This is a genomic window from Thalassospira sp. MCCC 1A02898 (assembly GCF_001618185.1).
GTDB lineage: Bacteria > Pseudomonadota > Alphaproteobacteria > Rhodospirillales > Thalassospiraceae > Thalassospira > Thalassospira tepidiphila.
Genome location: NZ_LPXK01000009.1, coordinates 262,838 through 283,526, shown reverse-complemented (window position 1 = coordinate 283,526; position 20,689 = coordinate 262,838). Strand labels below are relative to the sequence as shown.

Here is a 20,689-nt window from a genome sequence, read left to right as displayed (position 1 = left end):
CCCCGCTTCGGCGCCTTTGTTTGATGATTTTATTATTCGATTTGATCGCAGGACGTGCCGACCATGAATGAAATGGCCCGACTTCAAAAACGCAGGCTGGCGCTTTATGGCTGGATGCTGGCCACCCCGGCGCTGGCCCTGATGAGCCTGTTTGCCTTTTACCCGGCCATTGCGACCTTTTGGCACAGCCTGTTTAGTCGTGGCACATCACGCCGCCCGTCGGTGTTTGCCGGGTTTGAAAATTATGGCGATCTGTTTGCTGATCCAACCTTCTGGACGGTTGCGACCAACAACCTGATTTATGCCGGGGTCACCATCCCGGTTTCGATCATCTTTGCGCTCGTCATGGCGCTTTGGGCCAATGCCCATATCCCGGCGCGATCCTTTGTGCGCAGTGCTTATTTCACGCCGACCATTTTGCCGATGATTGCAGCGGCCAATTTGTGGCTGTTTTTCTATACGCCTGATCTTGGGGTGATTGACCAGATCACCGGCTTCTTTGGCGCATCGCCAACCAACTGGCTGGGACAGCCGGAAACGGCGCTGGCATCCGTGATCATCGTGACGATCTGGAAAGAAGCCGGGTTCTTCATGATCTTTTATCTGGCAGCCCTTCAGACCATCCCGCCGGATCTGCGCGAAGCCGCCCGGATCGAGGGAGCTGGTCGCTGGACCTATACACGCCGCGTGTTGCTACCGCTTTTGATGCCGACCACGATCTTTGTCTTCGTCAATGCGATGATCAACTCGGTCAAGCTGATTGACCATCTGTTCATCCTGACCAAGGGCGGGCCAAACAATGCCTCCAAACTGATCCTGTACTGGATCTGGGAAATGGCATTTGCCTATTTCGACAGCCCGCATGCCGCCGCCATGACCATTCTTGTGTTGCTGGCCCTTGGCCTTGTTGCCGTCGCGCAGTTCCGACTGGTTGAAAAACGGACCCACTACCGATGAAAACAGATACCGTTACCGCCAACACCACACTCAAACTGCCTGATCTCGACAAGGTACTGGATGCGCTTGGCGCATGGGTTCTCGCAATCGTCTGGATTTCTCCGCTGCTGTTTGCTGCCTGGGCGGCATTGCAACCATCCGGCACGGCCCTTGGTCTGGATTTCTCCAATCCGCTGACGTTCGAGAATTTTGTCTATGTCTGGGGTGCCGTGCCGTGGGGCGGCTATTTTACCAATACCGTGGTGCTTGTGACCCTGATCCTTGCGGGCCAGCTGGTGCTTTGTACCCTTGCCGGGTTCGCCTTTGCCCGGTTTGAATTCAAGGGGCGCGATACGGTCTTTATCCTCGTCCTTCTGCAGCTTTTCATTCTGCCGGAAGTGCTGATTGTCGAAAACTACGCCATCGTTTCCAAGCTTGGCCTGTTTGATACAGCACTTGGCATCGGTCTGCCTTACATGGCCAGTGCATTTGGTATTTTCCTGTTAAGGCAGGCATTCAAATCCGTACCGATCGAGCTTGAAGAAGCCGCCCGGATTGAAGGATGCAGTTGGATGGGCGTTCTGTGGAAGGTCTATGTACCTGCGGCCAAGCCGGTTTATCTGGCCTACGCGCTGGTATCGATTGCCACCCACTGGAACAACTTCCTGTGGCCGCTGATTGTGACCAACTCGCCAGAAACAAGGCCGTTGACGGTTGGTTTGTCGCTGTTTGGTGCACCGGAAACCGGGGTGGATATTTCCGTGATCAGTGCGGCAACCATCATGACCATCGCCCCGCTTTTGATGGCATTCCTGATCTTCCAACGCCAATTCATTCAAGCGTTTCTACGCGCTGGCATTCGATAGAAATCGGCAATCCGGAATTCACCAGGTTGCTTCAAGCACCTCGAACAGCGCCGATATCATAGGCAATTCCTTGCGCCGTTCGGTGGTGATCAGGCTCAGGCAGGCCGGAATGGAAACTGTGTTGCACACGGCAAGGCCAAAGGTCTGCTTTTCATGCAGTGCGATGGAATCACGGCACAAGCTTAACCCCACACCGGAGCGGACCATTTCGAGCATCGAGGCTTCCTGATCAACGCGCGCGACGCAATTTTGCGTGCAATCATACTGATCAAAAATCCGCCTCAGCAGCCTTGAATGCACCGATGCGTCCGTCGTGCCGATCCATGGAAGCTTTGCCAGTGTTTTCCAGTCCGCATTCGCGACTTCTTTTTCCCAACCGACCGGGGCAATCACCCGATAATTAAAGTCGGCAAGTTTGATTGCGTGGATTTCTTCGGTCGAGATGGCGGCAATATCACCATCGACATCCGGCCCGCTCAGGTAAAACCCGGCATCGATCTCATTGCGACAGACGCGTGTCAGCATCTCGCCACTGACGCCATGAACCAGTTCCGTTTCGATATCGGGGTAATCAATGCGCATCTGGCTTAGCATCCGGCCAAGACGGATAAATTCCGGATCAACGATGGTTCCGATCCGAAGCTTTCCGCCCACACGCCCGGCACGTTTGCGCGCACTTCTGCGAAACTCGTCCATCGCATCCAGCACAAGCTCGGCCTTCTTGAGCATCGCCTGCCCGTCCGGGGTGATTTGCAGGCCGGTTGACGTCCGCTTGAAAAGCGAAATGCCGGTTTCCTCACCAAGACGCTTGATCTGGTGACTGATCGCCGGTTGCGTAAGGTTAAGCACCGATGCGGCACGCGAAACGCTTCCCTCGCGCGCGACGGTGACAAAGGCCAGCAACATGTTGATGTTCGAAAAACGAGTCATATAAATAACACTAATATTGCTATTCGGATTTTGTCATTAGATTTATGCGACGCTTGCCCGCTTAATACACATTCGGTGTTCGCACCAATTGAAGACCGCTTGCAGATCAAAAGAACAAGCGGCCATCGGAATTGCCTTTGTAGGCCTTTGGTTGCGCGGCCCTTTGGGCCGACAGCCAAACCGATAGAAACCAACAGGGAAGGCGCGTCACAACGATGACAACCACAGAAAACTTCGACTATGTGATCATCGGAGCCGGTTCTGCCGGCAGTCTGCTTGCCAATCGGCTGAGTGCTGATGCCAAGAACAAGGTGCTGCTGCTTGAGGCTGGCAAGGCAGATAATTATGCATGGATCCATATCCCGGTTGGCTATCTTTATTGCATTGGCAATCCGCGCACGGACTGGATGTATCAAACCGAACCGGACAAGGGCCTGAATGGCCGCGTCTTGCGCTATCCGCGTGGCAAGGCGCTGGGCGGATGTTCGTCGATCAACGGCATGATCTATATGCGCGGTCAGGCCCGTGACTATGACAACTGGGCCCGGATCACCGGCGAAAAAGCCTGGGATTGGCAGCATTCCCTGGCCGATTTCAAGCGCCATGAAGATCACTACAAGCTTGATCACGGCAATACCCCCGACACTCAAAGCGGCAGACCGTTTTCCGAGATGCATGGTCATGGCGGCGAATGGCGCATTGAAAAACAACGGCTTCGCTGGGACATTCTTGACAGCTTCATCGAGGCTGCCGGTCAAACCGGCATCGAGCCGACCGATGATTTCAACGATGGTGATAATACCGGCATCGGCTATTTTGAAGTCAACCAACGGTCCGGCTGGCGCTGGAACACGTCAAAGGCCTTTATCCGCCCGATCAAGTCGCGCCCAAACCTGAAAGTCTGGACCGAGGCACAGGTCGAAAAACTGACCTTTGCGACCAATTCCGACGGCCAAACGGTGTGCACCGGGGCAATCGTCAACAAGGCGGGAACGTCACTTGGCGTTACCGCCAGCAAGGAAGTCGTCCTGTCTGCCGGGGCTGTGAACACACCGCAAATCCTGCAACTTTCCGGCATTGGTCCGGCAGAACTCCTTAAGCAGCATGGGATTGACGTCGTGCTTGACGCGCCCGGTGTCGGACAGAACCTGCAAGACCATCTGCAAATTCGTGCGATCTATAAGGTGCATGGGGCGCGCACGCTCAACACCCTCGCCAACAGCCTGATCGGCAAGGCGCAGATCGGCCTGCAATATTTGCTCAGCCGTTCCGGCCCGATGAGTATGGCCCCCAGCCAACTAGGCGCCTTCACACGGTCCGATCCATCGCGGCAATATTCAAATCTTGAATATCACGTCCAGCCGCTGAGCCTTGAGGCCTTTGGCGGTGATCTTCATGACTTTCCTGCCGTGACGGTGTCGGTCTGTAATCTTAACCCGACCAGCCGTGGCAGCATTCAGATCAAGTCTGCGGACTTCCGCGACGCGCCGCAAATTGCGCCGAACTACCTTGATACCGATGAAGACCGCAAAGTCGCCGCCGACAGCCTGCGACAGGTCCGCGACATCATGTCGCAACCGGCCATGGCAAAATACCAGCCCGACGAATTCAAACCGGGCGTGCAATATCAAAGCGATGAGGAACTCGCCAAGCTGGCCGGCGATATTGCCACGACCATTTTCCACCCGGTCGGCACCGTCAAGATGGGCCGCAAGGATGACGCGTCAGCCGTGCTTGACCCGCATCTTCGCCTTAAGGGTGTTGCTGGCCTTCGCGTTGTCGATGCATCCGTGATGCCCGAAATCACCAGCGGCAACACCAATTCACCGACCCTGATGATTGCCGAAAAGGCCGCTGGATGGATCCTGTCTGACCAATAAGTGCGATCAGCGCGCGGCCTTTCCAAACAACTGAGATCCAGACTTTTGTTTTCATGAAATAAATTCAGATATTGATACCGAAATTCCTGTCGCGCTTTTGTCGTGTTTGGTGCAACATGGCTGAAGATCATAACTTTTAAAAATTCTTCATATGCCCATATTACTCCTGCTTTTTAGCACCACACTCGTCTGGGCCCTGATGTTGGTCAGCAACCGCATTGCGCTGACCAGCTTTGCGGTTGATGCCTATGCCATGACCTGCTGGCAGCTTGTCTTTGGTGGGATGGCACTTGTCCTGATTGCACCGGGGCGCCGCATTCCGTGGCGACAATTCGCCCTTCCGATCAACTGGGCCTATGGGTTCCTGCGTGTGTTGACCGGGGTCAGTTGGACGGCATCCCTTTTATATATCAGCGCACCTGAAAGCGGCATTTTGTCGCAAACCGGCATGCCGATGGCGGCCCTTGCCGCGACCTTCATCCTTGGGCGCGCACCGGGGCGTTCGGAATGGCTTGGCCACGCAATCCTGATATCCGGTGCCCTGTGGCTGGCCTGGCATTTGCCCGGCGGGTTTGCCAACCCGGCTGTGCTTTTGATGCTGGCATCCGAAGTCACGGCAATTTCGTCCTCGGTTCTGGCGGAACTTCATCCTGATAATCAGGTCAAGGACACCTGGGCGCATCTGCGCTTTACCGGGGTGTTATTGTTGATTACGGCCTCGGTCTTTTTGATTGCCCCGCCGGTGGTCGAATTCATAAGTCCGGTTGAGATCCCCTATATCTCGACCGATGGACTGTTTGGCACCGAAACCCTGATTGCCGGACTTATGATCGGCATTCTGTTCCGTGGACCGGCAATGGTTTTAACCCTTCGATCCATCAAGATTGCCGGGGTCGAGAAATACATCCTGTCGACAAGCATCCTGCCCTTTGTCCTGTTGGGACTTGAGATGCTGGCCGCCAAATTCGACCTCACACCGACACCAACTCATGACAGTGTGTTCTGGATCTCTTCCCTTTTGGTGATGATCGGGATTATCCAGATAACAGCTTCAAAACACCGCCACGCTGCAAAGACCAAACGAATTGCAGCGACGGCAAATACGCCCGCAACCCAAAGCACGACCTGACCAACGAAGACAAGACCACGATCTCCCTGCAGGATGCATCTCTCCCCTCCATCGGAGAGAACATATGACCTTCCCCGGTCGCTATGTCCCCCGGCATCTTGCGCCTTTCGGTGTCCCCCCGAAAGGCTGAAACGCCCGGGCCTCCCACCCGGGCGTTTTCTTTGTGCCCGCACGGATCACCAAGGCGCGTTTGCGAATTCTCATTATTGAAATTCAATTTAAATCATTGATATAAAACGTTATTTAATTAACAAGTTGATGTATGTCACGGTTTTACAACCCCGTTTTTGGTCTAGTACCCGAACCACCAAAAATGGGAGAGAGAAATGACATCCCGACGCCTGTTTTCCAAAGCCCTTCTGTCCTCCGTTGCGGCATGCGCCCTTGGCGGTGCGGCAATCGCGGCAGAACCAGCCGAACTTCGTGAAAGTGCACTGGACTATTTCGAAGTCATTCCGTCGATGGTTCCCGCCATCGAAGGCAATGCCGTCACCCGTGAAAAGGTCGAACTGGGCAAGATGCTGTTCTTTGAACCGCGCCTGTCGGCCAGTGCGATCATTTCGTGCAACACCTGCCACAACCTTGGCATGGGCGGGGACGACAATCTGGAAACCTCCATCGGACATGGCTGGCAGAAAGGCCCGCGTAATGCGCCAACCGTTCTGAACGCCGTCTTCAACGAAGCCCAGTTCTGGGATGGCCGCGCCGAGGACCTTAAGGCACAGGCCAAAGGCCCGGTTCAGGCTGGCGTTGAAATGGCCAGCACGCCGGAACGTGTTGTCACCGTGCTAAAATCCATCCCGGAATATGTCGACCATTTCAAAACGGCATTCCCGGGCGAAGATGATCCGGTGACCTTTGACAACATGGCAAAGGCGATCGAGGCATTCGAGGCAACCCTGATCACCCCGACCTCCCGGTTTGACCAGTTCCTTGAAGGCAACGACACCATCATGACCGAAACCGAGATGACCGGTCTGGAACTGTTCATCGATACCGGCTGCGCATCCTGCCACAATGGGGTGAATGTTGGTGGTACGGGTTATTATCCATTCGGTGTTGTTGAAAAGCCGGGCTCAGAAGTCCTGCCGCCTGATGACAAGGGCCGCTTTGCAGTCACCCAGACCGCAAGTGATGACTATGTGTTCCGGGCTGGTCCGCTGCGTAACATCGCGCTGACCGCGCCATATTTCCATTCCGGCAAGGTCTGGGATCTGGAACAGGCGGTTGCGATCATGAGCAGCTCACAACTGGGCACCGAACTGTCTGAGGATGAAGTCAAGGCTATCACCGCCTTCCTTCAAACCCTGACAGGTCAGGAACCGCAGGTCACCTACCCGATCCTGCCGGTCAGCAGCACGGACACGCCAAAACCGGCTGCGATGATTGCCAACTGATCACAACGGATTCAATCTTGCGAAACCCCGCCATTTTTTGGCGGGGTTTTCTTGTGGCAAACGCCAACAAGGAAAACCGGCCCCTGCAGTGCAAGAGCCGGTAAGGTCGCACGCAAGCATATGCTTGCCGGGGTCGGGGGGAACTGTGTGCGACCTTATTTCTTTGTCCTTGGCTCGCAGCTTGGTTGATAACCTTTAATGTGCGCCACCACCGCCCGCCGCCGCGCGCGGCGGCTTGGCGAATGGTAGTAACATGAAGGCCAAAACAAACGCCGCCGCCATCGCCAGATAGACGTCATTAAATGAAATGATCGACGCTTCGCGGTTGACGATATTGATGATGAATTTCATTGCTGCGGCATGCGGATCGGCAAGACCCATTTCGTTAAACCGCGCCGTGATGGTGGCAAGGTAGTTCCTGAACGCCGTGCTTGCCGGGTTGATGTGGTCGGACAAGATTGAGAAATGATAATCGATCCGCTTATCAAGCAGCGTATTGATCGCCGCCATGCCAATCGCCCCGCCCAGATTACGCATCAGATTATAAAGCCCGCTGGCATTTTTGATCTTTTCGGGCGGCAAGGTGCCCAGTGCCAGATTGGTCACCGGCAACATGCAGAACATAAGCGCGGCACCACGTACAACCTGCGGCCAGATCAGCTCGTTAAACGAAACCTCGCTGGTGTTAAAGCCATGCATGGCAAGACCCGTGGCAAACAACGCAAGCCCGATGCCCAGCACCACGCGCGGCGGATATTTCGCCGTCATCTTCCCGGCAATCGGGGCGGACAGGAACTGGGTGATACCGGTGACGGCCATAACAATCCCGATTTCAAGACTGTCATAGCCCCGAACGCGGCCCAGCATCAGCGGCATCAGATAAACACTGCCATAAAGCCCGACACCCAGCGTAAAACTGAACACGCAGCCCATGGTGAAGTTGCGATCGGCAAAGGATTTCAGATCCACAATCGGCTTGTCATAGGTAAACATCCGCCAGAAGAAATAGATCCCGGCAAGTGCGCATGTGATGGTGCCATAAATGATCGCAGTTTCATCAAACCAGTCATCCTTGGGCCCTTCATCAAGGACATATTCAAGGCTGCCCAAAAATACCGCCATCGACAAAAGCCCGCGCAGATCAAATCCCTTAAGCAGGCCGATATCCCCGCGATCCACGCGCAAGGTCATGGCAACAACGGCGGCAATCATCAGTCCGGGAATAACGTTGATCAAAAACAGCCAGTGCCAGGACAGTGACTGGGTCAGAAACCCGCCAAGGGTCGGGCCGATGGTTGGTGCCATGGTGGCAATCAACCCGGTCATCACCGAGGCGGCATTGCGTTTGTCAGGCGGGAAAATGATATAGGTCGTGGCAAACACGGTCGGGATCATCGCCCCGCCCAGAAAGCCCTGCATGGCGCGAAACCAGATCATGCTTTCAATCGACCAGGCAAAGGCTGACGCCACCGACATCACGGTAAAGCCAATTGCAGAAATCACGAACAGCCAGCGCGTTGACATCAGGCGCGACAGGAAGCCCGACAGCGGGATCATGACCACTTCGGCAATCAGATAACTGGTCTGAACCCAGCCGATCTCATCGGGGCTTGCCGACAATCCCGCCTGAATGTTTTCAAGTGAACTGGCAACAATCTGAATATCAAGGATCGCCAGAAACATGCCGACAACCATCGCCACCCAGCCAACAAACTGGGCAGTTTCCATCGGGCGCGTTTCGGATTGCGGCGCTGTTGTCGGGCTGACGGCTGCCATCAATTCAGCTCCGAAAGTTCCGCCGCCGGGACGATCCCTTGCGCAAGACCAACACCGGCGACTTCTTCTTCGCCACTGGCATTGCGGGTATCCACATTGACCACCACCGAAAGCCCCGGTCGCAATGCCTTGGCCCATTTACTGTCATCAAGTTCGATGCGAACCGGGATACGCTGGGTGATTTTGGTGAAGTTGCCGGTGGCATTTTCCGGCGGCAGCAGACTGAATTGCGCACCGGTTGCCGGGGCGAAACTTGCAATATGTCCAACAATCTCGGCATCCGGGAAGGCATCCACCTCGACCGAGACCTTCTGACCCGGCGCCATGTGGCTGATCTGGGTTTCCTTGAAATTTGCCACGATATAGGTACCGGGCAACGGTACGAGCACCAAAAGCTGTTCACCCGGCTGGACCAATGCGCCGGTCTGGACCGACCGATTGCCAACCACGCCATCAAACGGCGCAAAAATCCGGGTATCATCAAGCGCCTGTTGTGCCAGATCTCGGGCGGCTTCGGCCTGTTTTACAGCCCGCTCCGCCTCGATCTTCTGGGCGCGCAAAACACCGAGACGGCCTTTTTCGACGGCCAATGTGGCGTTGGCCGCCGCCACCTCAGCCTGCGCTGTTTGACGATCGGCCTTGGCGTAATCGAATTTCTGGCGGCTGGCCGCACCCTTTTTGACCAGATCGTCATAACGCTTGAAATCATCGCTGGTGCGTTCCAGTTCGACCCGCGCGATATCAACATTGGCCGCGGCCTGATTGATTGCGGCTTCCTGAAGGGTAATCTGTTCTTCCATGGTGCCGACGGCCGACCGGCGTGCCTCAAGGGCCGCCTCGGCCTTGGCCAGTTCAAGGCGGAAGTCCTCATCCCGGATGGTCAGAAGCAAATCACCTTTGCGCACCGGCTGGTTTTCGGCCACCCGCAAATCCCCGACATAGCCTGACACCTTGGGCGATACCGCGACCTCATCGGCCTGAAGATACGCATTGTCGGTACTTTCATGGTACTGACCTTCGGTCACCCAATAGAACCCGTAATATCCACCGCCACCGATAATCGCTGCTGCGATCAGAGGCAGAATGATCTTTTTCACACTCATTGCCTGATTTTTCCTTTTGGTATTGATCAGTACCATTTGTCTATTTATGGTACTACTCAGTACCAAACGTCAAGTCCGGAATCGGAATCCCCTGTGCAAGACACCAAGAAGATTGATCCCAGAACCGTAAAACGCCGCGAAGCCATCATCGCAACGGCGCGAGAATTGTTTTGCGAACATGGACTTGCCGGTACGACGCTTGAAATGATCACGGCCGAGGCCGGCGGATCACGCCGAACGATCTATGAGCTGTTTGGGAATAAGGATGGCGTGTTCGAAGCCGTCATTCGCGATTGCACGGGGCGAATCACATCGGTCATGAGCGACCTTGAAATGTCGGACATGCCGCTCCGTGCGGCCCTGATCCATTACGGCGAAACGCTGATGACACTTCTGACCATGCCCGACACCATCCGGTATATGCGATTATTTCTGGCCGAAGTGCCCCGCTTCCCGAAACTGGGAAAGGTCTTTTATGAAAGCGGACTGATGACGGGGCGTCGATACATTGCGTCTTATTTCGAACGTCAGATGGACGAGGGTAACTTCCCGAAGGGCAACCCGTGGCAAGCTGCCGTGTTCTTTTCCAGCCTGATCAAGGCGGATTACGATATCCGGCAAATGTCCTATATCGACTGGGAACCACAGGAAAAAGACCTTCGCAGCCATGTGATTGCGGCGGTCGATATGTTCCTGCGTGGCCACGGGCTTGATCCGGAAAAAATGACTTCCTGATTTAGCCGTTCAGGCCCGCAAACCATGTTGCGACTTGGCGCATAACATCCCCTGCCCCGTTTGGTACACCCAGGCAAAGCCTGTTACGCAAACAGCGTCAACAGCCGCCAGGCAATCGGTCCCAGCATGGTCAGCACACCGACCCACATCATCGCAACGCCCCAGTTGCGATCACGGTTGGTAAAGCCGAAACCAAGCAGGCAAAAGCCGACAACGCAGATGATCAGGACAATGATGTTTTCACTTGCCAAGTTCATGACAGTTCCCCTTTGATGGCGCCCCGGAAATCGGAGTCTCCCCCATCCACCGGCAATACGGTCACAATATCGGCCAACGGATCAACCGGTCATTGATCCGGATCAGAAAAATCAACTCTGCGAGGCCGATAGACAGTTTTTTCGAACTTCTCGTCAAATTCGCCTAAACGATCAGGATTATTGATCTTTTTGGCAACAAAAATCGCCAATTCACCTGATCGAAATGCCCGGATTTCCGGGTTTTACGGCCCTCATCACATTGTTGTATTCCAGCCCTCTTTGATTTTCTGGTGGCTTCCTGTATGTTGCGGGCTCCCGACGCGGCCAGGGCGCTCCCTCGCGCGCCGGAAGACAGAGATTTAACCATCTTGAATGGCAGCCGCGCTGCATGTCGGCCGCGGCCAGCAAGGGAGTATTCTATGAGCAAGATTAAAGTTAAGAATCCAGTCGTCGAGCTTGACGGCGATGAGATGACCCGCATCATCTGGGACTTCATCAAAAACAAACTGATCCTGCCGTATCTCGACATTGACCTGAAATACTACGATCTTTCGGTTCAGAAACGTGACGAGACCGACGACCAGATCACCATTGACGCAGCAAATGCCATCAAGGAACACCGCGTCGGTGTCAAATGCGCGACCATCACCCCCGATGAGCAGCGCGTTGAAGAATTCGGCCTGAAAAAGATGTGGAAGTCGCCGAACGGCACCATCCGTAACATCATTGGCGGTACCGTTTTCCGTCAGCCGATCATCTGCTCGAACGTTCCGCGTCTGGTTCCGGGTTGGACCCAGCCGATCGTTATCGGCCGTCACGCATTTGGTGACCAGTACCGTGCGACCGACTTCAAGGTTCCGGGCGCAGGTAAACTGACCATCAAGTTCCAGCCGGCAGACGGCGGCGAGCCCATCGAACACGAAGTCTTCGACTTCCCGTCTTCGGGCGTTGCCATGTCGATGTACAACCTTGATGACAGCATCAAGGGCTTCGCACGTGCTTGCATGAACTATGGTCTGTCGCTCGGTTGGCCGGTTTACCTGTCGACCAAGAACACCATCATGAAAGCCTATGACGGCCGCTTTAAGGACCTATTCGAAGAAGTCTTCCAGGAAGAATTCAAAGACAAGTTCGAAGCAGCTGGCATCACCTACGAACACCGTCTGATCGACGACATGGTTGCATGTGCGATGAAATGGAATGGTGGTTTCGTTTGGGCTTGTAAGAACTATGACGGCGACGTTCAGTCTGACACCGTGGCACAGGGCTTTGGCTCGCTCGGTCTGATGACCTCTGTTCTGATGACCCCTGATGGGCAGACCGTCGAAGCAGAAGCAGCCCACGGCACCGTGACCCGTCACTATCGTCAGCACCAGCAGGGCAAAGAAACCTCGACCAACCCGATTGCGTCGATCTTTGCATGGTCCCAGGGTCTTAAGTACCGTGGTGAATTCGACGACACCCCGGAAGTCGTCAAGTTTGCTGAAACCCTTGAGAAAGTTTGCGTCGACACCGTCGAAGCCGGCTTCATGACCAAGGATCTGGCACTGCTGATCGGCCCGAACCAGAAATGGCTGACCACCAACCAGTTCCTCGACAAACTGGACGAAGGTCTGAAAGCTGCAATGGCCTGATCCATCTGATCAAGCGGCAGTTTGCCAATCAGAAAACCCCTGTCGGGAAACCGGCAGGGGTTTTCTTTTATCAATACTGAAATCCGGACAAAAAGAACCCCGCCGGCGGGGGGCCAGGCGGGGCTGCAAGTTGCTACGGCCCAGGCTCAGGCCGCGGCGGTCAAAGCAGGATCAGCTGCTTTGAACTGGGATGTCTTAAGCAGCAGTGTCACCAGTATCGGCGGTGTCACCGCTATCTGCTCCGTCACCGGTGTCACCACCCGTGTCACCTGTATCTCCGGCGTCACCTGTTTCACCCGTGGTGTCACCCGTATCTCCGGCATCACCCGTTTCACCCGTGGTGTCGCCCGTATCTCCAGTGTCACCGGTGTCACCGGTGTCACCGGTGTCTCCGGTATCACCTGTGTCGCCTGTATCACCCGTATCCCCGGTGTCACCGCCGGTATCACCGGTATCCGGTTCGCCATCATCTGGCGTATCACTGTCATCACCTGCGCCAGGCCCGGTCAGCTCTTTCCAGCCCTTGGTAATAATGTCGCGTTCGACATCCGGATCGACATCCGGACCGGTCGGTGCGCCAAACACCCGCTGGATCCCCGGCGGCAAAGCACCAGCAAGTCCCGGTGCATTTGCAATACCCGGCGGCATGCCTTTTTCACCAGTTACACCTTCTCTTGCAGAGGACGCACCACGTCCAACGCCCCCGGCCTGCATACCCAGACCCTTGGCGTTGGAACGCGCGGCTGCACCTTTGCCTTGTGCTTCGGCACCATTACCTTTGCCGCCGCCATTGCCACCACCGGCGTTACCACTGTTCCCCGGGCCGTCCGGGCCGCTACGGCCATTTCCGCCGCCATTGCCGCCACCGTTACCGCCGCCAGGGCCATCATTTCCGTTACCGCCACCGCCACCGGGGCCGCCATTGCCGCCACCGTTGCTGCCGCCGTTACCACCACCGTTGCCGCCGCCACTACCGCCGCCGTTGCCATTACCGCCGCCGTTGCCGCCGCCGTTTCCGCCGCCATTACCTTGACCTTGCGCAAAGGCACTTTTGCCTGCGACGTCAAACTGGGAAAGGTCAAGCGAGAGGGGTGTTACCACCAACGCAAAGGCGCCAAACCCGAGAATGCCCGCTGTCGTAATCCTGCTGCGCAGACTTTTCTTCTTAATGGTCAACATTGTCAGCTCCACTTCCTTAGCAGTGAATTTCGCGTTCATTTGACAGGACAACGCACGAGGTTCGAATTTTCTTCCCGGCTGTCGAAATTATTTTTCACAATATTTTTTTCGTAGCCGAGGGAAGAAACACGAAGGCCCCGTCGTTATATGTTCAACAAGACTGAAAAATTGCTCCTGCGATCATGAATGGGACGTCTGGTTTGGACACTGCTTTAAGACAAGAGCTTGCAGATCTTCTGCCGCGCGCATTGCGGTTTGCGCGATCGCTGACGCGCGATGCTGTCGCGGCAGAGGATCTGGTGCAAACGGCATATGCAAAGGCGGTTGAACGGATCGAACAGTTCGAGCAAGGCACACGACTTGATAGCTGGCTGTACCGGATCATCCAGACAAGCTGGATTGACGAAAAACGCCGCGATCAACGCCAAGGAAATGTGGTTTCGTTTGAAGATGCACGTGACAGTGCCGTTCCGGGCATAAATCACGGTGGCACCGACAGGATGTTTTTGCAGGCAGCACTTGCGTCCCTTGCCGAGGAACAGCGGGCCGCCCTGACACTGGTCCTGATCGAAGGATACAGCTATCGCGAAGCTGGCGACATTTTGGGCATTCCTGACGGCACGGTCATGAGCCGCGTCGCCAGAGCCAGAAGAACACTTGCCGCTCTGCATGATGATGACGGCGAGACAATAAACAAAGACAGCATTTACAGAGGTTCGTCATGAGCAAACAACTTGAAGATCGCGACTACGTTTTGCTGTCTGCCTATATTGATGGCGAACTGGCCCCGACGGAATGTCGCGAGCTGGAAGACAGAATTGCCAAATGCCCGGCCATGACCCGTCAGTTCAACATCATGGCGGGACAATCGGTCGTTTTGCGCAATCAGTCTGAACGTCTTCTGGCCGATCGGGTTTATCCTCAGCTGTCACAGGACATCGAAGATATCCTTGATCAGAAAAAGACACCGGCAAAACACTTCGTTACCAAAAGCGACGTCGATGCACGCCCGCGCACCTTTGCAAACAACAATACACCGATCTGGACTGGAATTGGTGCTGCGGCTGCTGTGCTGCTGGCGTTTGTTGGCGGCAACTGGTTTAACGAAAACGTCCGTGATGCGGCTGTTGGCACCCTGGCATCAAACGATGCACAAATGTTTTCCTATTCGCCCGTCAATAACCCTTTGCTTGATGAACAAATCAGCATGACGCTGGAAGAAACGCTAAGCGGCGATATTCGCCAGGTCTCGCTGGGGCTTGCCGAAAACAGTGGCGGCACCATCAAGATCGAACCGCTCAGAACCTTCCGTCAGGGGACGCGTTTCTGCCGGGAATATCATGTCACGTTCCCGGCTGACCGCCTTGAAAGTGGTCCGGACGGGTTCTTTGGTCGGGCTTGCCGCACAGAGGATGGCCAGTGGGAAACAGTTTACCGGCTGATCCCGGGCGTCGATCTGCCGGACCTTGGCAGCTCTGATGAAACACTGCCCAAACAAAAGCTTTGAGTAAATCGACAGCGATGAGGGGCTCCTCGTCGCTGTCGGTGTTTTTTTAACCGCAACAACCAAGCGATAAGAACCAGGACGTTAACGACCTGACAAAATGAATAAGCAGGATCAGAACAATGAATTTGCCGAACTACCAGCGCCCGTTTTTGGCGCTTTCTTGCGTTTTAAGCCTTTCATTGCTCGGAGCGTGCCAAACGCTTGAAAGTTTCGAAGATTCTTTAAACAGCCTCAATGACGGTCTGGGCGAGTATGCCGAAAAGACCGAGAATACCGGCCCGGCCCTTCCACCCGCATCATTGCCTGAATTCGGCATTGGCGATGCCTTTGTCTATGACGGCGGACGCGCCATTTATGTCGCCGACATCAAGGGGGATCGGATCGTCTGGAATGGTGGCGGTGACTATCTTTTCGAAATGACCCGCGATTTCACCGGCCCGATCCTTGACTGGTCGTACACCGATGAAGAGGATCAGAAGCGATCGGGTTCTGCGACGCTCAAGGCTGGCTCGGAAAATATCTGGCCGTTGGAATATGGCGACCACGTTCGTATTTCAACCCGGTCATCCAATACCGATCCTGTCACCGGTGAAGTAAACGAATATGACCAATGGCTGACCTGCACGGTACCTGCAACCGAAACGATCGAGGTGCCCGCAGGCACGTTTGACACCTACGTTATCGAGTGTTCACGCTATTACAAACAGTGGTGGATGCAGACAACCAAATGGTGGTACGCGCCGGAAATCGGCTTTTATGTCAAACGTGACCGTTCATGGAATTCCGGCGAGGACCATAGCGAGGAACTGGTGACATATGGCCCTGCCCCGGCAAAAATTGCAAAATCCGCACAGGACCTTTTGGCAAGAACTGTTCAGCAATCGCTTGAAACCAATAATTCCGGCGATGCGAAAACAGCATCCATCGGTGCACTTGATATCGCGGTGACCCCGCTCAAAACCGTGCAGACGGATAAAGGCGTCTGGTGCAGGACCTATCGTCAGGAACTCACCGCCCGCAACCGTACCAGCAGCCAAATCAAATCGGCCTGCCGCACGGATGATGGCTGGGTACTTGAAGATGATGTGCCGGATCTGACCACACAATGACCTGAACAGGTTGGCTGGATAACAGTCAAAACTGCGACCCCGGAATTCCCCCCGCCCATATTTTGGCGGGGGATTTTTTTTACTTGCTGATTTTTTTCCCGAACGATCGCCAAGGCCCACTGTCCGCCAGATATCTCAATCAGCAATAGATTATCCCACAACGAGCGCGTATCATCTGTTTGTCTTCATTTGCCGGAAACAAACGCCCATAGGGCTCCATGATCCGCCGAATGGACAATTTTCCGGGTATGCACGTCGGGGGGACGGCAATGACCTATCTTCAAAATCACACGATACTATCTTCGGGCGACCTTGATGAGGTCCGGGAGTCGATCAAAAACCTTGCGTCACGACACGATCTGGATGTCAGAGGGCACAACGCAGAGTTTAACGCCCGCGTCGCCGCGGTGGAGTGTGATGACATCAGTCTGATGCATGTCGCATTCGGAAATTCAAGACTGACGGTCGAATCCTCCGAAGAGGATGACGATGGCCTGCTGCTATATATTGTCACGTCTGGTGCGGGTGTTGCGCAGCATTGCGGGCAAGAACTGGAATTCTTCCCCAATGCGGGGTTCATGCGCGATTTGGCCGCACCGGTCAGCGCCACAGAAGATAACTTTAGCGCCTTTGTCCTTCGTTTATCGAAAGACAAACTCAAAAACTATACCCGTTCGGTGGTTGGCGAAGATGTTGAATTAAATGGATTGCGGTTCGACCCTGTGATTGATCCCACCACACCGGGCTGGAACGTTTTCTGCAATACAGTCCACTATGTCGCCGAGGCGCTCGACGGACCTTTGCGTGAATTGCATAACCCGATCGTCACGACCCAGATGAAAGACATCCTGGTCGCACAATGTCTGAGCCTGTTGCCCAACAGTTATCAGGACATTGTGAATGGCCGCACCGTCACCGAAGTTGTGCCCTATTACATTAAACGTGCACGTGATTACATTCACGCCCATGCGGACAAGAAACTGGGACTTGCCGATATTTCGGCTGCGGCCGGATGCGGATATCGTGGACTGCAAAAAGGTTTCATGGACGCCTTTGGCATCACGCCGATGGCTTATTTACGTGTTGTGCGTTTGAAACGCGTCCGGGCCATTTTGATGGCGGAACCATACGGAAAAACCGTCTCTGAAATCGCAGGGCAATGGGGCTTCACCCATATGGGCCGATTTGCGCAGGATTATCATCGGGAATTCGGCGAACTTCCGTCTGAGACAATCCGCAAACACGGCTGAAATTCGCCCCCGATATCCGAAAAGCGCCCTCAGTATCCGCGAAGCGCAGCAAACGTACCACACCGTCCAATTACATGTATCCTTATCGGCGTCGCTGCTCAATTCTCCGTGCGGGGAATGGGCCGTCATGCCTTTGTTTTCAGACATGACGGAGAGTGGGGGAACACTCTGATAACAGGACAGTCCTGAAATTGGTCAGGACTGTCCACCCAACGACAATCAAAGCGATGACCTTGCTCCGAAGAGACTTGGTGTGTCGCTGATTGATCGGCTGCAAGGTAAGCGGTTACGATTTCCATACTTCTTCTCATCCCCAACGCAGTCCACGCGGCACACCTCGTGGGATGTGCGCAGTGAATCTGCCTGCTGAATGGCAGGTGGGCGGAAAATTTACATAACAAGCGTTGTTTGGTTGAGGAAAGATCGATGGGAAGCCGTATTAAGTCTGGCTACATACTCTGGCGGGCGTTGATCGTCGTGATTGCAGGGTTCGTCAGTATTCTGGCAAGCACTTCAGAGGTGAAAGCGCAGCAGACGCAAGCTGCCTTTACAGGAACAGGGCGCGCTCTTTGTGGTGCAATGGATTTGCGCACAAATGAACTTTTGGGTGCATGCGGCTTCACATCTGCAACCAAAACCGGCAAGGCCGTCGGAGAATGCCCACGGGGATCCTTCTTCGACATCGGCACCTGGTCCTGTTTCTCATGTCCAAGCGGTTACAACCGAACCGGTTTTGCGGTGGACACGCAAAAGGCATGTTCAAAGCAGGTTTCAGCAGAATATAAACGCGCAACCCGCGTCGGCGCACACAAATCCTGCCCGAGAGGATCTTTCAAAGATCTTCGCAATGGCGGCGAATGTTGGTCATGCCCAGCCGGATTTGACCGTACCTTGTCGGCCGTGAATGAATGGGATGCTTGCGGTAAAATCTTTGAACCAGCACGTCGGGCAGAATTCATTGATCGGGTTTGCCCAGAAGGTTCGTTCCCGGATCTGAATGGCAGTTGTTATACCTGCCCTGACGGATATCGCCGTACGGCGGCCGCCGTCAGCGCGCACAATGCCTGTTTCCGCAATGAAAGCCTGGTGGCTGCAGAAAAAATAACTGCGCTGACCTGTAAAGCTGGCGAACATTTCGACTTTGTCGATGGCGGCACTTGCTGGTCATGTCCGGATGGGTCTGTAAGATCTGTTCACAGCGTTAAAACGAATAAAGCCTGCGAATACACAAATATGCGTTGGGAGTCGGCCAAACGGACGCCAAACGGACTGTTTGGCTTGCCCGGTGCGCACGAAATTGTCGCCCAAGTCATCACCGAAGGCACTCGAATTGAAGCCACGATCGAAAAGTTCATCACAGACTCCAAGATGAACAACAACGACGCCGAGGAATATCGGGTCGGCGTTTGGAAACAGATTAAAAACGAGCCAGAAGCTTCACTGGAGCTCAAAGGTGCGGTTTACAATTACCTGTATGACGTCATCAAACGCGGCACCAAAACCAAGCCCGAACAAGACATGGTCAACTATCTGGCAACCTATGTTCAAGACTCCCGCAAGCTAACGGCGTCAGAGATGAGTAATGTCTGGGAGAGCTGGCAGCGCGGCAGAGAGGCCTGGCGAAAATCGCGCGGAACCAATTTGGCTTCGGCATATGATACCGGTGTAAAACCGCCAGATACTAGCTTGGCAGCCAAGGAAGTAATGCACCTGGGGCCCGCTGCGGGTATCGGTTTGATCTATCTTGCTGGCTTTACAGCTGAGGCAGTGTCCCCAGCATTTGCCCAGGTTGCGTCCCGAATTGCTCTGCAAATCCTGCCTTATCGTTACAAGGAGATTACGCAAGGCGTCGTTGTGAGTAGCGCTGGGTTCGCTGGCGCTGCAGTCGCGCCACTGGTGGTTTTGACCGCCGCTTCTGTCATTGCGTCTTTCGCAACCGAAATTGCGCTGGAGCAGAACAAACAAGAAGCAATCGTCAAAGACGCAGTCGCGGTCGCACAGCGTCCAGTCAATCTCGCCCGTCTGCTCAAAACGGATGATGGCCGAAACGAAGTCGCAGGCAACTGGGCGCTGATGACCCAGGAGCCCATCAAGCCGAATACACGGACCTGGGCACAATTGATGCCGGCTGAGAAGGCAACGGGTGCCGGCGATCACAGCGTGACGTTGGACAACGGCAAGGTTGTTGTCGGGAACTTCGAAATCGATACTGTCATTGATGGTGGCCAAAATAATACTAACAATAACACGATCACGTTAAGCCAGATTGAATCGACCGGTACAGTCGGCGCTGCTGGTCGTGCAACGAATTGGGACTTGATCCCTGGGGACGCCACCGATGTTGCGATCGGCACGGATGGAACCACCTATGTCATCGGTGTAAGCAAAGCCGGTGGTGGCTATGAAATCTTCAAGCGCGCCAAGACGGCAAAAAGATGGATCAAAATGGCCGGTGCTGCAGTCCGTATCGCTGTTTCAGATAAAGACGCATGGGTCATCAACGATGCGGGCCTGATATTCGCCCAATCAGGATCGAGATGGCGGCAAATCCCTGGCCCGGCGGCACAAGATATTGGCGCCAGTGCCAACGGGGTTTGGATTACCGCCGTTGACGGCACCATCTATGCCCGGAACGGGAACCGCTGGCAAAAACTTCCGGGAACAGCAAAACGGATCGACATTGATCAGAATGGCCGACCGTGGGTCGTAAACAAAAATGGCGATATCTTTGTCCATGACAACAACAAGAAGTGGCAAAAGCTTCCGGGCGCGGCTGTTGATATCGCGGTCGATATCCCGGGTGCGGCGTTGATCATTGGCACGGACGGCAAAACCTACCTGTTTAATGCCGCCAAGCAAGACTGGGATCCGATTGTAGACGAAACGGACTCTAGTGCGATTGGTGCTGGCGATGGTCAGGTATGGCGGCTGACCAAGAACAATAAAATCTATCAAATGCAGTAGCCGGTCACGGGTTGGGGCTCATCGGGGCCCCAACCCG

At 54.7% G+C, this 20,689-nt stretch carries 17 protein-coding genes; 12 read left to right on the top strand and 5 right to left on the bottom strand.

The annotated features are described in order from the left end of the window. Positions 1-63 precede the first annotated feature (63 nt). Both AUQ41_RS07995 and AUQ41_RS07990 read left to right on the top strand, forming a co-directional pair. The gene (locus tag AUQ41_RS07995; protein ID WP_063087630.1) at positions 64-957 is read left to right on the top strand and encodes a carbohydrate ABC transporter permease; all 894 of its coding nucleotides are present in this window, start codon (positions 64-66) and stop codon (positions 955-957) included. Continuing rightward, the gene (locus tag AUQ41_RS07990; RefSeq protein WP_008890319.1) at positions 954-1,802 is read left to right on the top strand and encodes a carbohydrate ABC transporter permease; all 849 of its coding nucleotides are present in this window, start codon (positions 954-956) and stop codon (positions 1,800-1,802) included. The genes AUQ41_RS07995 and AUQ41_RS07990 overlap by 4 nt, the downstream gene beginning before the upstream one ends. An 18-nt stretch (positions 1,803-1,820) precedes the next feature. Here the strand turns inward: AUQ41_RS07990 and AUQ41_RS07985 are convergent, their stop codons facing one another. Beyond that, positions 1,821-2,732, bottom strand: a complete 912-nt coding sequence (locus AUQ41_RS07985; RefSeq protein ID WP_063087628.1) for a LysR family transcriptional regulator — start codon at positions 2,730-2,732, stop codon at positions 1,821-1,823. Positions 2,733-2,947: 215 nt separating this feature from the next. On the opposite strand from AUQ41_RS07985, the gene AUQ41_RS07980 reads away from it, so the two are divergent. The 3 genes from AUQ41_RS07980 to AUQ41_RS07970 all read left to right on the top strand — a co-directional run bounded on the left by AUQ41_RS07980 (position 2,948) and on the right by AUQ41_RS07970 (position 7,138). Further along, entirely contained in the window at positions 2,948-4,612 is a 1,665-nt protein-coding gene (locus tag AUQ41_RS07980) for a GMC family oxidoreductase (protein WP_063087626.1), read from the top strand. A 151-nt stretch (positions 4,613-4,763) separates the two neighbouring features. Further along, complete coding sequence (locus tag AUQ41_RS07975; RefSeq protein ID WP_063087624.1) at positions 4,764-5,741, top strand: EamA family transporter; 978 nt, start codon at positions 4,764-4,766, stop codon at positions 5,739-5,741. Between the two features lie 326 nt (positions 5,742-6,067). Then, a complete protein-coding gene (locus AUQ41_RS07970; RefSeq protein WP_063087622.1) occupies positions 6,068-7,138 on the top strand; it encodes a cytochrome-c peroxidase in 1,071 nt (356 codons plus the stop codon). 195 nt (positions 7,139-7,333) lie between these two features. Here the strand turns inward: AUQ41_RS07970 and AUQ41_RS07965 are convergent, their stop codons facing one another. Both AUQ41_RS07965 and AUQ41_RS07960 read right to left on the bottom strand, forming a co-directional pair. Continuing rightward, positions 7,334-8,914 (bottom strand): DHA2 family efflux MFS transporter permease subunit, encoded by a 1,581-nt coding sequence (locus AUQ41_RS07965; RefSeq protein WP_063087620.1) that lies wholly within the window; start codon positions 8,912-8,914, stop codon positions 7,334-7,336. Next, a complete protein-coding gene (locus AUQ41_RS07960) occupies positions 8,914-10,017 on the bottom strand; it encodes an HlyD family secretion protein (protein ID WP_083952837.1) in 1,104 nt (367 codons plus the stop codon). Before AUQ41_RS07960 ends, AUQ41_RS07965 begins: the two co-directional genes overlap by 1 nt. 93 nt (positions 10,018-10,110) lie before the next feature. On the opposite strand from AUQ41_RS07960, the gene AUQ41_RS07955 reads away from it, so the two are divergent. Next, positions 10,111-10,752: a TetR/AcrR family transcriptional regulator gene (locus AUQ41_RS07955; RefSeq protein ID WP_063087616.1), complete on the top strand. Its 642-nt coding sequence runs from the start codon at positions 10,111-10,113 to the stop codon at positions 10,750-10,752. A gap of 83 nt (positions 10,753-10,835) precedes the next feature. On the opposite strand, the gene AUQ41_RS21045 is transcribed toward AUQ41_RS07955, so the two are convergent. Continuing rightward, positions 10,836-11,009 (bottom strand): hypothetical protein, encoded by a 174-nt coding sequence (locus tag AUQ41_RS21045; RefSeq protein WP_167351223.1) that lies wholly within the window; start codon positions 11,007-11,009, stop codon positions 10,836-10,838. Between the two features lie 419 nt (positions 11,010-11,428). On the opposite strand from AUQ41_RS21045, the gene AUQ41_RS07950 reads away from it, so the two are divergent. Next, a complete protein-coding gene (locus AUQ41_RS07950) occupies positions 11,429-12,643 on the top strand; it encodes an NADP-dependent isocitrate dehydrogenase (RefSeq protein ID WP_063087614.1) in 1,215 nt (404 codons plus the stop codon). A 195-nt stretch (positions 12,644-12,838) separates the two neighbouring features. Here AUQ41_RS07950 and AUQ41_RS20680 read toward each other — a convergent pair whose 3' ends face one another. Further along, positions 12,839-13,822, bottom strand: coding sequence for a hypothetical protein (locus AUQ41_RS20680; RefSeq protein WP_063087612.1), 984 nt, complete (start codon positions 13,820-13,822; stop codon positions 12,839-12,841). A gap of 200 nt (positions 13,823-14,022) precedes the next feature. On the opposite strand from AUQ41_RS20680, the gene AUQ41_RS07940 reads away from it, so the two are divergent. The 5 genes from AUQ41_RS07940 (at position 14,023) to AUQ41_RS07920 (ending at position 20,652) form a co-directional block, all read left to right on the top strand. Further along, positions 14,023-14,547: a sigma-70 family RNA polymerase sigma factor gene (locus AUQ41_RS07940; protein ID WP_040823515.1), complete on the top strand. Its 525-nt coding sequence runs from the start codon at positions 14,023-14,025 to the stop codon at positions 14,545-14,547. Continuing rightward, on the top strand, positions 14,544-15,329 hold the full coding sequence (locus AUQ41_RS07935; RefSeq protein ID WP_063087610.1) for a zf-HC2 domain-containing protein: 786 nt from the start codon (positions 14,544-14,546) through the stop codon (positions 15,327-15,329). Before AUQ41_RS07940 ends, AUQ41_RS07935 begins: the two co-directional genes overlap by 4 nt. A gap of 119 nt (positions 15,330-15,448) precedes the next feature. Further along, complete coding sequence (locus tag AUQ41_RS07930) at positions 15,449-16,438, top strand: hypothetical protein (RefSeq protein ID WP_063087608.1); 990 nt, start codon at positions 15,449-15,451, stop codon at positions 16,436-16,438. Between the two features lie 269 nt (positions 16,439-16,707). After that, entirely contained in the window at positions 16,708-17,688 is a 981-nt protein-coding gene (locus tag AUQ41_RS07925) for a helix-turn-helix transcriptional regulator (protein ID WP_168173416.1), read from the top strand. Positions 17,689-18,114: 426 nt separating this feature from the next. Further along, positions 18,115-20,652: a tectonin domain-containing protein gene (locus tag AUQ41_RS07920; RefSeq protein ID WP_143588735.1), complete on the top strand. Its 2,538-nt coding sequence runs from the start codon at positions 18,115-18,117 to the stop codon at positions 20,650-20,652. Positions 20,653-20,689 lie beyond the last annotated feature (37 nt).

Excerpts from the sequence above, each read along its gene's own strand:
- AUQ41_RS07975 (WP_063087624.1), top strand. The coding sequence starts at position 4,764 with ATGCCCATATTACTCCTGCTTTTTAGCACCACACTCGTCTGGGCCCTG.
- AUQ41_RS07925 (WP_168173416.1), top strand. The coding sequence starts at position 16,708 with ATGACCTATCTTCAAAATCACACGATACTATCTTCGGGCGACCTTGAT.
- AUQ41_RS21045 (WP_167351223.1), bottom strand. The coding sequence starts at position 11,009 with ATGAACTTGGCAAGTGAAAACATCATTGTCCTGATCATCTGCGTTGTC.
- AUQ41_RS07990 (WP_008890319.1), top strand. The coding sequence starts at position 954 with ATGAAAACAGATACCGTTACCGCCAACACCACACTCAAACTGCCTGAT.
- AUQ41_RS07980 (WP_063087626.1), top strand. The coding sequence starts at position 2,948 with ATGACAACCACAGAAAACTTCGACTATGTGATCATCGGAGCCGGTTCT.
- AUQ41_RS07960 (WP_083952837.1), bottom strand. The coding sequence starts at position 10,017 with ATGAGTGTGAAAAAGATCATTCTGCCTCTGATCGCAGCAGCGATTATC.
- AUQ41_RS20680 (WP_063087612.1), bottom strand. The coding sequence starts at position 13,822 with ATGTTGACCATTAAGAAGAAAAGTCTGCGCAGCAGGATTACGACAGCG.
- AUQ41_RS07985 (WP_063087628.1), bottom strand. The coding sequence starts at position 2,732 with ATGACTCGTTTTTCGAACATCAACATGTTGCTGGCCTTTGTCACCGTC.
- AUQ41_RS07920 (WP_143588735.1), top strand. The coding sequence starts at position 18,115 with ATGGGAAGCCGTATTAAGTCTGGCTACATACTCTGGCGGGCGTTGATC.
- AUQ41_RS07995 (WP_063087630.1), top strand. The coding sequence starts at position 64 with ATGAATGAAATGGCCCGACTTCAAAAACGCAGGCTGGCGCTTTATGGC.
- AUQ41_RS07965 (WP_063087620.1), bottom strand. The coding sequence starts at position 8,914 with ATGGCAGCCGTCAGCCCGACAACAGCGCCGCAATCCGAAACGCGCCCG.
- AUQ41_RS07935 (WP_063087610.1), top strand. The coding sequence starts at position 14,544 with ATGAGCAAACAACTTGAAGATCGCGACTACGTTTTGCTGTCTGCCTAT.
- AUQ41_RS07950 (WP_063087614.1), top strand. The coding sequence starts at position 11,429 with ATGAGCAAGATTAAAGTTAAGAATCCAGTCGTCGAGCTTGACGGCGAT.
- AUQ41_RS07970 (WP_063087622.1), top strand. The coding sequence starts at position 6,068 with ATGACATCCCGACGCCTGTTTTCCAAAGCCCTTCTGTCCTCCGTTGCG.
- AUQ41_RS07930 (WP_063087608.1), top strand. The coding sequence starts at position 15,449 with ATGAATTTGCCGAACTACCAGCGCCCGTTTTTGGCGCTTTCTTGCGTT.